This is a genomic window from Cysteiniphilum sp. GTC20157, assembly GCF_055396795.1.
This window is the reverse complement of the sequence record NZ_AP044698.1, coordinates 1,053,057-1,065,492: the sequence shown is the minus strand read 5'-3', so window position 1 is coordinate 1,065,492 and position 12,436 is coordinate 1,053,057. Positions and strand designations below refer to the sequence as shown.

Sequence of the window (12,436 nt, the reverse complement as noted above, 5' to 3'; positions counted from 1 at the left end):
AAACATGAATATTGAACGTCACGAATACCTTAAACAATTTAGAACCGACATCTACGGTAAAGCTATTGTAGTGGGTTACAAGGGGGATTTAGATAAACTTAGAGATGATATTCCCGAAGTATGCAAAGAACTACTTGAGGTACGTAGTGCTTTTAAGAAAGTCCAACACAGATGTGGGGTGTCAACAGGAGAAAGGAAAAAAGAACATGCCATGAATATGAGCCTACTATGTAAACAAGCAATACAAATAGCCAAAGATAACGGCTTCTTTCTTGATATTGGTAAATTCTTTGGCTTTAAAGGGAATGGGGTCACACAATACATACCTGAGGAGTTAAAATAATGAAACTGACCAATCTATTATTAAGCCTGATTTTTATTGTCATATCGTTAGACACTGCATTTATGGCAGGCTATTTTCATGTGTTTAATTGATAATCACCGTTATAACCTCAGGCACTGGAAAATACGACCACATTTAAAAATATTATAATACTTTACTTTCAATTTACACTTAGTATCATACCGCATAAATGCAAGGGTAAAAATCAAGCCATGTTTACTGAAATCAATTATGATGATCTAAACGCTCGTCAAAAAGAAATATATAATTTCCAAATGGTTGCAGCCAAGCTTAATAAATATGGGTTTAATTGCATTAAATTAGCTGATGATTGGAACGGTGCAGATTTTCTTGCCAATCATTTGTTGAATGATACTTTCCTAAAAGTTCAGCTTAAAGCAAGACTGACAATCCATAAAAAGTATTTGGGTAAAGACCTATGGATCGCTTTTCCATATAAAAATGATTGGTATATAGTTAATCATGATGAATTGATTACTGAGCTAACTCACAATGATAAATGGGTAAACACTCCATCGTGGATAGGTGGCGGCAGCTATAGCTCAGTTTCATTTCCAAGAGGATTGGAAGAATATTTGAGTAAATGTAAATTATAATTTAAACAAAAAGAGAGAATAAAAGAGAAATGTCATCATTAAAACAAGGTTTAGTAATCTCAACCTTAGCCCTAACTACAATTTCTTATGCTTCAATGCTTAGTCGTCCAGCTCGTATCTACCCTGTAATTAAAGATACGTTAGTTAACGAACAATTATGTAAGGTTACTATTGAGTCTATGGAAACTACTTTAGATGGTTTTAAACACAGAGCTTTTGCTACTTGTAATAAGTCTGACGATAATTGCTTTGCTAAAATAGAAAGAGAAGCCTCAAAAATTAATAATGAGATATGGCAAGCTAATATGAATACACCCTTAAACAAAGACCAACTTGCTGACTGTATGGCAATGATTGACTAATAAACTAGAGGAAAAGAGAAAATGAAAAATGTAGTCATATTAATAATTTCAACAATCGTTATGATAATAGCCTTAGCTACCATGACGCACTTCATTAACAGCGTATCATTTATTGGTAGTTTTTTAGATTTTGGAACCAATAACTTTGGACAAATAACAATAAATAATATTGATGCAAATATTTATAGTGCCAAACTTGCAGCAAGTTTCTATGCAGCAATATGTGGAATTATTTTTACTGTATCCGTGGGCTATGTGTTCATATATGGTTACACTGTTATTATAGCTGGCAGAAATCGGATACGAGAAGCTGACAAAAAACTTATTGAACAAAACAATAACCAATAAAATCACCTTATGAAACGTGAGCTAAATATACAAAACCTCACACTCAAATATGAAGCTATTAAATGCTTTGTTATAGCGACTTGCTTAACCAAAAGCTCCAGTGTATTTAAAGATGGGTCATTGAGGAATGTGGCACAACACTCTTGTTATACCTACACAGGGCAAATGCGGATATTAAAGCAAGTGGTTGATAAAATGTTGTTTGTTAGTGGGGGTGACACATTGCAGCAACCTGTGCCAGTATACTGGGATATGGGTAGCAGGTATCGTAAAGGTGAGCTTTTATTGCCATTAGATATAATAAAAAGGTTTCTGCAAGTAGCCTGTATAGAAAGGATTATTGAAGCTTGCAGAGTAAGTAATATTAAGCTTTATATGATTGCCAATGGCAAAATGGCATTAGAAGCATTAAGTCTAGTGGTCATTAACAAGATCGCCCAATACATTATTGATATTTACCGTGGTAAGTATGCGTATTGGGAATATAAGCCAAGGAAAAGGAATGGTAAGCTTAATAAAGCTCTACAAAGGGAAAAATTCTATGCTACTAACAAGGGTGTGAATATTGCAGTTAATAACATGAATAATATACCAACACGCAGTGGTGTTTCTTCATCTCAGCAGAGAATGGTTAGAATAAAGCAAATATGTAGGCTCTAATAAATAGTATTAAACTCGCGTTTAAAGGACACTCTAAGGATCACTGTTAAACGATCGTGTTATTAACCTGAAATGGTACGATTGTTTTAAATTCTAACATGTGGTGGTGTGTTAGTTCTTTAATACAAGGTTATTATTTAATCTATTTTAATTTATAAAATCATTTATATTTTTATAACTATTATTATATAGCCCTTATATAGCCCTCTAACAGCCCTCTACTTTTTTTAATCTAAGGGCTAAAAAATATATATATATAAAACATATATAGAACAAGGATTTCAACATCACAGTATTTATCATAGCCCTCATGCCCTCAGCTTTTCACTCATTCTCACATGAGAGATTATATATAGGTATAAAAAATAACCTATCAAAACAATAGAAAAAATCTAAAATTTTCTATTAGAGGTAGCCCCTTACCATAAGGAAGAAAGCTTTAAAATTAGGCATGACGCTCTTTAGAGATTCATAACCTACCCCGTTAGGGTAGGCATGCCTAACGAGCTTGCGAGTTAGCTCAACACTACCACGTGTTAGTCTGAGTGTAGCTTGTGATATTTATCATAAATCGTGGGATACTTTTTCTAATCAGTACCTAAAACCGTACCTAACTTTAAAATTAAACTAAATACAACTCATTTAAAAAGAGACTTTCACATACATAGTTTGTAGTTCGCCGCCTCCACCAAATCAAAAACCAATCAATATACTAATAACCTTATAATAACGCTTTTAACCGCTAAAGTTGAACTCGCGGGACGTGGGGTGAGCTAGGGCACAAAAAGTGATTAGCTTTTTGCTGGCGAACGCCTGAAGCATGGATTGCAAAAGGCCGGCTTGCAAACTTGGCAGGAAGCCAAGTGCAGCAAGAACTCCCGCCGCCTCCACCAAAAATAAGCACTATCAAAACCTTATAAATAAAATCATTTCGCAGTATATCTGTATGAGCGATGTGATTTATCTAAATATTGCTTTCCATCCTTACCCATCAGCCAAGTATTGCTGACTTGATTGATGGATATTGGTAAATATGAGTCAAAATTAATTTTGCGTGCCGTATTTATGTTGGCTTTCTCTTTTGATCGCCATTTTTTATGCCAAAGCTTTTTATCTTGCTTCTCACTTTGACAAGTTGTATAGCCAATAATAGGATTTTTGCGATAGCTGTTACTCATAATCAAATAACCTATCTAGCAAAGTGTAAATGAGGCTTGTAACCCATAATAGAAGATATTTGAGCTATGGTAGATACTGTTAAATTAGCCTCCCCTTTAATTATTTTAGATAATTGTGATGGACTTTTACCTAGCTTTGAAACCATGTCATTAAAGCCTATATTGTTATCAGACATATAGTGTATCACTGCCTGTGACACTTCATTTTGCAATGCTTGCAGCGCATCAAATTCAATTTTAGCTGCTTGTTCAATTTCTTTAATTTCTTCTTTATCAAGCCTTTTTTCAAGATGCTCTGAAAAACTTTTAATTTTCATAAATGAATCTCCTTTAATAATTTTTTAGCTCTCTTTATATCTTTTTGTTGAGATGTTTTGTCACCCGCATGCAATAACAAAACTACACAATCCTTTTCAAATTTATAATATATTCTATAGCCAAATTTTCTTTTCCTTAGCTCAAACAATCCGCCACCAAGTGTTTTACTGTGTGGGAGTTTAAGTTTGTTACCACACATCTCCAACAGCTTAAGTTCCTTGGCAACTGATTTATATTGGGGAATAGTTAGTACATCTAGCCATTTTTCTACTATTTCAAGATACTTTATTTCCCACATATCTAAAACTTTTTCTCTTTTAGTTCCTTTTATAGTAGTACGATAAAAAGTATTAATCAAGATGTTATAAAACAATAGTTACCCCCACCGTTATTCCCTGCTAAGACTCTGACCTAGGACTATAGCATCTATTGCATAAGATCTATAAGACCATCAAAAGTATACCTAATTTACAAGATAAGTTACTCACCTACAAAATATTTGCCTTTAATGCGATGTAAATTTCATAAGACTGCCCTGACACAGTATATCTAATCTCGATCCCCTTGACTGCCTTATACCAAAGCTCACGATCATTAGGCGCACCATCAACTTCTTCCCAAACGCCATTGGCATAGTAGAGAATTTGCAAATCATCCACATTATCAATAAGCTCTTGTGAACTTCCTGCATTATCAATATTAATCATAAGACTTTTAACGCCGCTTTGTTCGCGTAGATATAAAATATAGACATGGTATTGTGCCAAAAAACTGTCTTGGGCATAGCTGCGCGCTGGCCCCTCTTCAACAGGCACAGATCCGCCTGATGCATCTGCCGTTGCCTTCATTACTTGATAGCCTGCTCCATCTGCAAGCAATATATAGTCATTATTGCCAATATCTAACCCCGTTGTGATATTCATCGGTGAGGCACTGGCTGAAATCGCCCCCGATAATTCACTAGAAACAACCCCCTGCAACATTAAAAAGTCAGTTCCCGGAGCATGATTGCTTGGCGCAAAGAAGCTCAGCGAACTTGCAGCATAAACCGGTGGATAAGATAACGGATTAAAGGTGGAGCTTGTCACACGTAAGTCAACCTGCTGCCATGGCCATAAACCATAAGGCGATGGCGAGGTTGATTGATCCACAAGATTACGAAAGGTTTGAGCAACAACACTTGCCTTAGTATTATCCACCAATTGTGTGACTGTGCGAGTATAACTATGACGCACGGTGTAATACATCTCACCTGCCATCACCAAAACAAAAGCAGCAACAGCAATACCGATCAATACTTGAATTAAACTGGCTCCTTTTTCTTTTGTATTCATTCAATCACCTATCATCCTTAGCTATCCAGAATCACTGTGTAAGTACGTTGTTGCTCAACGTTTAACAAAGTATTACGTCCTGTTAATTGCGTTGTTCCTTGAGTAAAGACAATATTCCCCTCAGGCGCAAGCTCAATTGCTTCTCCGGTAATCCATGATCGTTCAATTCGGTTATCCAATAGAATATCGATGTCAACCTCATTATTTGTGCGACTTGCCACAGTGGCTGATCGCAGCATCACTGCCATAAATGAGGTAAAGACAAAGACTAATATAGTCAATGCGATTAAAGACTCAATCAAACCAAACCCGGCTTGTTTGCGTGACTTATAATAACGTTTATTACGTATCTGCTTTGTGTATTTCTTATATTTTCTATTACATACCATAGCCGCTTCCTTGATTGTCTCAATGATACATGCTTATCATAGACTTAATAAAAGTATAGCCTGAGAAATATTTTTTTGCAGCTTAGCAATCGATTCAAAAGTTCTTTTTACGCATTGATTCCATTAAACAAGCACTTAGTATTTTCTTTTGTTGCGTGACAAAAGCGCTCAAAGTCCTCACCACGCAATTTGGCTAAGCACTCCGCAACATAATAAACATAAGCTGGATAATTGGGTTTACCGCGATATGGCACGGGTGTTAAGTATGGCGCATCGGTTTCGATAAGTAGTCGATCTAGCGGAATTTTCTGCGCCATCGATTGCACATCTTGCGCATTTTTAAAGGTCACAATGCCTGAGATTGAAATATACATTCCCATATCAAGCGCTTTTTTTGCCATCTCCCAATCTTCGGTAAAGCAATGCAGCACGCCGCCACACTGGTCAATGCCATGCGTTTTTAAAATAGCTAATGTATCTTCTTTAGCGCCACGCGTGTGTACAATAACAGGTTTTTTTAGTATTTTTGCCGCTTCAATGTGGGCAATAAACTTCTGTTGTTGCAGTGAGTGTGTCTCTTGATCATTATAATAATAATCAAGCCCTGTCTCGCCAATTGCGATACATTTATCATGGTCGATATAATCGATAATAGTTTGTGCATCAAGCGGTTGAACGCCCTCAACTTCACTGGGATGCACACCAACAGAGTAATAAACTTCGGGAAAATCTAAAGCAATGGATTTAATTGCCTTGACATCTTCTAACGTAGTCGCAATAGAGATGATTTTTTCAACGCCTTTCGCTTTGGCTTCAGTGACAATTTCCTGAAGTGTCGGCTGCCCTTCTTTTTGTAAATAGTTGAGGTGACAATGAGAATCAATAATCATAAGAATAATAACAAAAGAGTGATTAAATCATGTGTTTAGCATCAACAGCACGAATCTCTGGCACATTGCGCATATAACCGTGATAATCCAAACCAAATCCAAATAAAAATTCATTTTCGACTTCAAGACCAGAGTAATTTGCTTTAATCAACCCCCCTTTATCCCTTGGCGCTTTTTTATCAAGCATCACCGCTGTTAAGACGTTTAAAGCACCACGATCTTCATAATAACGCTTAACTTCAGATAAAGTTAAACCACCATCCAAGATATCATCAAACAAAATAACCGTGCGACCTTGTGGATTAATATTGGGTGTTTTAACCCAATTTAGCATATTGGCACCCGTATACTCATTGCCATAGCGACTCGCATGAATATAATCAACCTGTAATGGAAAACGCAAGCGTTTAACAATTTCTGAGGTAATAAACAAGCCACCATTCATCACGCACACAGCAATCGGATTATCTTTGATGTGATTTTGTGTAATCTCAGTCGCTACTTTTTCAAATGATGCTTCTAAAGTTTGCTGAGGCACAATAACACGTGAAGCATCAAAGACTTCTTTAATGAAAGTAGGTGTAATTTTTGACATGGATTTTGACGTTTCGCTTTATGGAAATTTCAAGCTATTCTATCCGATTTCCTAATGAATGCGAACTAAAAAATTTAAGAAATAGATAACAATCAGGAACAAAGCAACCTTGACAAAACAAGGCTGCTTGTAATTCAAACAAAAATAATTACTGAGCCTTTAAAGGAACAGGAATACTTGCTTCAACACGTTGGTTGATTGACTGATTAGCTTTTGTTGTATTTGGCACTAATGGACGTGTATAACCATAACCAACCACTTCGATATTGCTAGCATCAACACCTTTAGAGATCATGTACGATTTAACAGCTTGTGCGCGATTTACTGATAACTGTTGGTTGTATTGTGCAAATGCTGGACCTTTTTTACCTTGTGAAGCAAAGCCTTGTAATACCACTTTCTTGATATCATACTCGTTCATAAAATTGATTAGGTTTTCAATTGCCGCTTTAGCTTTTGCGTTTAATGCGTAGCTGCTATAGGCAAACTTAGCATCTAAATGCATTGTTACTTTATCGCCATCAACCGTGTAGCAGCCGATAGATTCACGTGTCATACTCGAAGTACCTGCGTGGCATTCCATGACATTTTTTGGCAATGCATAAGCTGCGTGATATTCATTTTCACGCGCTTGTTGATCAGCTGCCACAGAACCCATGGCGCCATAAGCAGATGTATTATTCGCACCGCCAAAGTACAACCCAAGACCAATACTAATCATACTACCATTTGGTGTCTTAGAGCCAAAGGATTGAAGATAACGGTAGTCGGCTGACACATAAGCATTCGGAGCAAAGTCATACTTAACACCTAGACCTGCATCAAGACCAAATGAATTGGTTGTCATATCCATGTAACCGCCACCAATGGCAACATATGGTGTAAATTTAGTATTATTAGCAAAATTCCAAATACCTTCTGCTAAAACAGTTTTTTGGTTATTGCCCATGTAGCTCACACTTGCTTGTGCCGCAAGATTTTTGTTAAAGCCATAACCAACAGTGCCTGATACAGCAGGACCACTTTCAGAGTAGCTGTGATTGACATAACCGCCTAAGCCAAACTGTCCATATAATTGATTGCTATGATCATTTGCTGCAAAAGCTGCTGAACACAAACCCGCCGCTAGTAGACCAACAATGATTTTTTTCTTCATGTTTCTTCCTCATTTTTTTGGGTTATAAAAATAGTTTATCCATAACAGGACATTGCGGGAGCCTCACAATAAGAAGCTAATCCTTTTAATTAAACCGTGGTTAGTATAGTTAACTTTTTAGCAGACTGGGAGTGTTGTTAGCGCTTTTTCAATGAAAAAATTTAAATTTTATTGTCTATAGCAACTATCTACGATTAAATAACCATAACTTATGAAATAAGCAATAAGGAAAATTTCATGCTGGAGATCTCCACAAAAATTCAAACACTACGTCAATTAATGCAGCAAAAACAATATGATTTTTATCTAGCCCCTTCAACAGATGCACATAATAACGAGTATTTACCCAAAGCTTGGCAGCGCCGTCCTTGGATAAGCGCGTTTGATGGCAGTGCCGGTGAGGCGTTAATTGGTCAAGATAATGCCTTTCTTTGGACCGATGGGCGTTATTTTTTACAAGCTGAAGCGCAGCTTGATAGCAGTATTTATAGCTTACAAAAACAACAAGGTTTTGCTTCCGAATTAGAGAATTGGCTAAGAGACAATGCCTATGGCAAAAGCATCGCTATTGACCCAACTACCGTATCGATTAAACGCGCTAAACAGCTTGAGGAAGTTATGCACTCACTTGAAGGTAAGTGCATCTTTGATCAAGAAAATTTAATCGATCAAGCTCGCGTCACCCTAAAAGATCAAAGCACATTGCCACATAGCAATGTGTTTTTACAAAAAGATCATTTCAGTGGCAAAGATACCACGACGAAGCTTAAAGAAATGCGTGCACTTATGCACAAGAACAAAGTTGATGCGCTAGTTGTTAGCATGCTTGACGAAATTGCATGGTTACTCAATATTCGTGGCAATGATATTGATTTTAACCCGCTAGTGATTAGTTACGTGATCCTTTATAAAGATCGCTGTGAGTTTTTTGTTGATGAAACCAAATTGAGTAATGAGGTTAAGTCTATTCTTGAGACTCAAGGAGTTAGTATCATGCGTTATGATGCGTTTTATCCGCAATTATCAAAGCTTCAAGGCAAAATCTGGATTGACCCCAACACGGCAAATTATGCCATCTTACAAAACTTAAATATCGAATGTAACGATCATCTTGCGCATTTTGCACCATCACCTATCGCACTTGCAAAGGCATGTAAAAACATCACTGAAATTGATGGCAGCAAGTATGCGCATAAAAAAGATGCTATTGCGATGATCGAATTTATTCATTGGCTTGAAAATCACTGGCATGAAGGCGTTGATGAGCTTAAAGCGCAAGATATGCTATTGAAATTCCGTCAAAAACAGCCTAATTTCAAAGGTGCGAGTTTTGATACCATTAGCGGCTTTGCCTCAAATGGCGCAATTATCCACTATCGCTCATCTGCTCAGACTTCTAAAGTCATTGATAATAACAACCTTTACTTACTAGATTCAGGTGGACAGTATTTGGAAGGTACAACAGATATCACTCGTGTATTCCATCTAGGCAACCCAACATCGGAACATAAATACTATTACACATTAGTGCTTAAGGGACACTTGGCAATCCAAAATGCAAGCTTTCCTAAAGGCACGCGTGGCGAGCAGCTAGACACACTTGCCCGCCAGCCATTATGGCAACAACAGTTAAACTATGGACATGGTACAGGTCACGGTGTTGGCAGCTTCCTATGTGTGCATGAAGGACCACAGCGTATTTCTCCAGCCTTTAGCAATCAACCACTTGAATCTGGCATGATTGTAAGTAATGAGCCAGGAGTTTATTTCCCTCATCAATTTGGTATTCGTATTGAAAACTTATGTTTTGTTAAACCGATGCGCGAGCAAGCACACCATGATTTTGGCGATTTTTATTGCTTTGAAGATCTAACACTCGTGCCTTATGCGCGCAATTTGATTGACACTGCACTTTTGACTAATGATGAGATTAAGCAGATCAACAGTTACCACTTGCGTGTGGAAAAAGAAATTCTGCCAATGATCAGTGATGAGGCGATTAAAGCATGGTTAATTGCCCAAACTAAGGCATTATAACTTTGACAACTTTGCCATATTGGCAAGTAATACCTTTTTGCCACCTCCAGCTTGAAAATCGATGTGATAACATAGATCATCACCCTGCCCTTCAGTTTTTAGAACAACGCCTATACCAAACTTTGGATGAACAACACAATCACCTGATTTAAAGGCATTGGTATTTACACTTTGAATTTGCATAAACTCAAAAGGCGACATGCCAAAACTTGTTTTTTTAGTTTTTTTAATTTTTTTAGTTTTTTCCATTTTTGACGATTGTATATTTTTCATCTGCTGTCGGACATACTGAATATACTCATCTGGAATCTCATCCAAAAACCGCGACTTAATCTGATAATTAACATCCCCATATTGATGGCGCACTTTACTAAAGCTTAAAGTAAGATAACGCATTGCGCGCGTGATACCAACATAACAAAGTCGCCTTTCTTCAGCTAATTTCTCACGCACCTCAATCGAGCGCGATGATGGGAACAAGCCATCTTCAAGCCCGGTCATAAATACATAAGGGAACTCAAGACCTTTTGCCGTATGCAGCGTCATTAATTGTACTGCATCCATATTATCTTCAGCTTGCATCTCCCCAGACTCAAGCACGGCAAAACTTAAAAACTCAACCAGTAAATCCTCATCAGCAACATCCTCCACAGGCGGAATAAACTCATTAGCTGCATTGACTAACTCTTTTAAGTTTTCATGCTTTTGTTGTGCCTTCTCAGCTTTTGATTCCTGATGCATTAACATTAAACCACTGGCATCAAGCACGTGATGCATTAACTGCCCTAAAGTCAATGCATCTTTCAATGCAGACATATCTTCAATCAAATCAATAAATCGCTGTAGTGCTTGAGAGGCGCGGCTACTAAACGCTTTTATTTCAATCATCTGTAATGTCGCGTGCCATAATGACAAATCATTTGCTCTGGCATATTCACGGATACTTTCTAAGGTTTTATTACCAATGCCGCGCGTTGGTAGATTAATCACCCGCTCAAAGGCTAAGTTATCGGCGCGCAAAGCAATTAAACGCATGTAAGACAGTGCATCTTTGATCTCTGCGCGATCAAAAAAGCGCAAGCCCCCATAAATGCGATATGACAATCCACGCTTAAGTAATGCCTCCTCGATCACACGTGATTGCGCATTAGAGCGATACAATATAGCAATATCAGCCAAGGGAATGGATTGATTATGATGCAAATCATCAATTTTATCGGCAATATAATCCGCCTCATCACGCTCATTAAACGCCTCATAAAGTGCTATCGGCTCACCTTTTTCAGCTTCAGACCACAACATCTTGCCCATGCGTTTGTTATTATTGGCAATAACGGCATTAGCCGCATCTAAAATCAGCTGTGTGGAGCGATAATTTTGCTCCAAACGCACGACTTTGACGGGTGATAAATCTGCTAAATAATGTTCGATGTTTTCAACTTTTGCACCGCGCCAACCATAAATGGATTGATCATCATCACCAACCGCCATAAAAACGTTATTGTCTGATTTAAGACACATCAACCATTTATATTGCACACTATTGGTATCTTGAAACTCATCAACCAATACGTACTGAAAGCGCTTTTGATAATAGCTGCGAAGCACTTCATTGTGTTTAAACAACTCATACGCGTATAGTAGCAAATCAGCAAAATCTAACGCATTATCTGCCTTTAAACGTGCTTCATAAGCTTGGTATATTTTAACCACTTCGCTATCAAACTCAGCTGTTGGCAAATCAATCGCGCGCATTCCTTCATCTTTTTTACCATTAATAAAACCCTGAAAATACTTAGGTGGATAATATTTCTCATCTAAATTTAAACTTTGAATGACTTTTTTAATGACTTGTAATTGATCATCTTGATCGAGTACTTTAAAGCGTCGATCAAATCCAATCTCTTGTGCGTGTTGGCGCAATAATCTGTGTGCTATGCCGTGAAATGTACCAATCCACATACCAACCGTTGAAAAACCCAGAAGCTCTTCAACCCTACCGCGCATCTCACGCGCCGCTTTATTAGTAAAGGTCACAGCCAATATATTCAAAGGCGAGATATTTCTCTCTTGACACAAATAGGCAATGCGATGCGTTAACACACGCGTCTTACCACTGCCAGCGCCGGCTAAAATCAATGCATTTTCATTTGCTAAAAGTACGGCTTCTTGCTGCGCTTTATTCAGCATTTTGATCATATCAAGCATC

15 protein-coding genes are annotated in these 12,436 nt (G+C 37.5%); 6 read left to right on the top strand and 9 right to left on the bottom strand.

Annotated features, from left to right (window positions below; genetic code table 11):
* The first annotated feature begins 4 nt into the window (after positions 1-4).
* The 5 genes from ACZ5V8_RS04790 (at position 5) to ACZ5V8_RS04770 (ending at position 2,330) form a co-directional block, all read left to right on the top strand.
* Entirely contained in the window at positions 5-343 is a 339-nt protein-coding gene (locus ACZ5V8_RS04790) for a hypothetical protein (protein ID WP_464218568.1), read from the top strand.
* A 212-nt stretch (positions 344-555) separates the two neighbouring features.
* On the top strand, positions 556-960 hold the full coding sequence (locus ACZ5V8_RS04785; RefSeq protein WP_464218567.1) for a hypothetical protein: 405 nt from the start codon (positions 556-558) through the stop codon (positions 958-960).
* Positions 961-989: 29 nt separating this feature from the next.
* The gene (locus tag ACZ5V8_RS04780) at positions 990-1,322 is read left to right on the top strand and encodes a hypothetical protein (protein WP_464218566.1); all 333 of its coding nucleotides are present in this window, start codon (positions 990-992) and stop codon (positions 1,320-1,322) included.
* Between the two features lie 21 nt (positions 1,323-1,343).
* Positions 1,344-1,670 (top strand): hypothetical protein, encoded by a 327-nt coding sequence (locus ACZ5V8_RS04775; RefSeq protein WP_464218565.1) that lies wholly within the window; start codon positions 1,344-1,346, stop codon positions 1,668-1,670.
* A gap of 129 nt (positions 1,671-1,799) precedes the next feature.
* Positions 1,800-2,330: a hypothetical protein gene (locus ACZ5V8_RS04770; RefSeq protein ID WP_464218564.1), complete on the top strand. Its 531-nt coding sequence runs from the start codon at positions 1,800-1,802 to the stop codon at positions 2,328-2,330.
* A gap of 926 nt (positions 2,331-3,256) precedes the next feature.
* Here ACZ5V8_RS04770 and ACZ5V8_RS04765 read toward each other — a convergent pair.
* The 8 genes from ACZ5V8_RS04765 to ACZ5V8_RS04730 all read right to left on the bottom strand — a co-directional run bounded on the left by ACZ5V8_RS04765 (position 3,257) and on the right by ACZ5V8_RS04730 (position 8,190).
* Complete coding sequence (locus ACZ5V8_RS04765) at positions 3,257-3,508, bottom strand: hypothetical protein (protein WP_440615510.1); 252 nt, start codon at positions 3,506-3,508, stop codon at positions 3,257-3,259.
* An 11-nt stretch (positions 3,509-3,519) separates the two neighbouring features.
* Positions 3,520-3,825: a helix-turn-helix domain-containing protein gene (locus tag ACZ5V8_RS04760; protein WP_117003969.1), complete on the bottom strand. Its 306-nt coding sequence runs from the start codon at positions 3,823-3,825 to the stop codon at positions 3,520-3,522.
* Positions 3,822-4,199, bottom strand: coding sequence for a type II toxin-antitoxin system RelE/ParE family toxin (locus tag ACZ5V8_RS04755; RefSeq protein WP_464218563.1), 378 nt, complete (start codon positions 4,197-4,199; stop codon positions 3,822-3,824). Before ACZ5V8_RS04755 ends, ACZ5V8_RS04760 begins: the two co-directional genes overlap by 4 nt.
* Positions 4,200-4,314: 115 nt before the next feature.
* Positions 4,315-5,160, bottom strand: coding sequence for a hypothetical protein (locus tag ACZ5V8_RS04750; RefSeq protein WP_440615512.1), 846 nt, complete (start codon positions 5,158-5,160; stop codon positions 4,315-4,317).
* 17 nt (positions 5,161-5,177) lie between these two features.
* On the bottom strand, positions 5,178-5,549 hold the full coding sequence (locus ACZ5V8_RS04745; protein WP_440615513.1) for a type IV pilus modification PilV family protein: 372 nt from the start codon (positions 5,547-5,549) through the stop codon (positions 5,178-5,180).
* A gap of 107 nt (positions 5,550-5,656) precedes the next feature.
* Complete coding sequence (locus ACZ5V8_RS04740) at positions 5,657-6,439, bottom strand: TatD family hydrolase (protein ID WP_440615514.1); 783 nt, start codon at positions 6,437-6,439, stop codon at positions 5,657-5,659.
* Positions 6,440-6,461: 22 nt separating this feature from the next.
* Positions 6,462-7,034: a hypoxanthine-guanine phosphoribosyltransferase gene (locus ACZ5V8_RS04735; protein WP_440615515.1), complete on the bottom strand. Its 573-nt coding sequence runs from the start codon at positions 7,032-7,034 to the stop codon at positions 6,462-6,464.
* 148 nt (positions 7,035-7,182) lie between these two features.
* Positions 7,183-8,190, bottom strand: coding sequence for an OmpA family protein (locus ACZ5V8_RS04730; RefSeq protein ID WP_440615516.1), 1,008 nt, complete (start codon positions 8,188-8,190; stop codon positions 7,183-7,185).
* Positions 8,191-8,427: 237 nt separating this feature from the next.
* Here ACZ5V8_RS04730 and ACZ5V8_RS04725 point away from each other — a divergent pair, with 237 nt between their 5' ends.
* A complete protein-coding gene (locus ACZ5V8_RS04725; RefSeq protein ID WP_464218562.1) occupies positions 8,428-10,227 on the top strand; it encodes an aminopeptidase P family protein in 1,800 nt (599 codons plus the stop codon).
* Here the strand turns inward: ACZ5V8_RS04725 and ACZ5V8_RS04720 are convergent.
* Positions 10,222-12,435: a UvrD-helicase domain-containing protein gene (locus tag ACZ5V8_RS04720; protein ID WP_464218717.1), complete on the bottom strand. Its 2,214-nt coding sequence runs from the start codon at positions 12,433-12,435 to the stop codon at positions 10,222-10,224. The genes ACZ5V8_RS04725 and ACZ5V8_RS04720 overlap by 6 nt on opposite strands.
* Position 12,436: the final 1 nt, after the last annotated feature.

What these genes read in the sequence shown, in the direction of transcription:
- ACZ5V8_RS04790 (WP_464218568.1), top strand. Translation starts at nt 5, where the DNA reads ATGAATATTGAACGTCACGAATACCTTAAACAATTTAGAACCGACATC.
- ACZ5V8_RS04785 (WP_464218567.1), top strand. Translation starts at nt 556, where the DNA reads ATGTTTACTGAAATCAATTATGATGATCTAAACGCTCGTCAAAAAGAA.
- ACZ5V8_RS04780 (WP_464218566.1), top strand. Translation starts at nt 990, where the DNA reads ATGTCATCATTAAAACAAGGTTTAGTAATCTCAACCTTAGCCCTAACT.
- ACZ5V8_RS04775 (WP_464218565.1), top strand. Translation starts at nt 1,344, where the DNA reads ATGAAAAATGTAGTCATATTAATAATTTCAACAATCGTTATGATAATA.
- ACZ5V8_RS04765 (WP_440615510.1), bottom strand. Translation starts at nt 3,508, where the DNA reads ATGAGTAACAGCTATCGCAAAAATCCTATTATTGGCTATACAACTTGT.
- ACZ5V8_RS04760 (WP_117003969.1), bottom strand. Translation starts at nt 3,825, where the DNA reads ATGAAAATTAAAAGTTTTTCAGAGCATCTTGAAAAAAGGCTTGATAAA.
- ACZ5V8_RS04750 (WP_440615512.1), bottom strand. Translation starts at nt 5,160, where the DNA reads ATGAATACAAAAGAAAAAGGAGCCAGTTTAATTCAAGTATTGATCGGT.
- ACZ5V8_RS04745 (WP_440615513.1), bottom strand. Translation starts at nt 5,549, where the DNA reads ATGGTATGTAATAGAAAATATAAGAAATACACAAAGCAGATACGTAAT.
- ACZ5V8_RS04740 (WP_440615514.1), bottom strand. Translation starts at nt 6,439, where the DNA reads ATGATTATTGATTCTCATTGTCACCTCAACTATTTACAAAAAGAAGGG.
- ACZ5V8_RS04735 (WP_440615515.1), bottom strand. Translation starts at nt 7,034, where the DNA reads ATGTCAAAAATTACACCTACTTTCATTAAAGAAGTCTTTGATGCTTCA.
- ACZ5V8_RS04730 (WP_440615516.1), bottom strand. Translation starts at nt 8,190, where the DNA reads ATGAAGAAAAAAATCATTGTTGGTCTACTAGCGGCGGGTTTGTGTTCA.
- ACZ5V8_RS04725 (WP_464218562.1), top strand. Translation starts at nt 8,428, where the DNA reads ATGCTGGAGATCTCCACAAAAATTCAAACACTACGTCAATTAATGCAG.
- ACZ5V8_RS04720 (WP_464218717.1), bottom strand. Translation starts at nt 12,435, where the DNA reads ATGCTTGATATGATCAAAATGCTGAATAAAGCGCAGCAAGAAGCCGTA.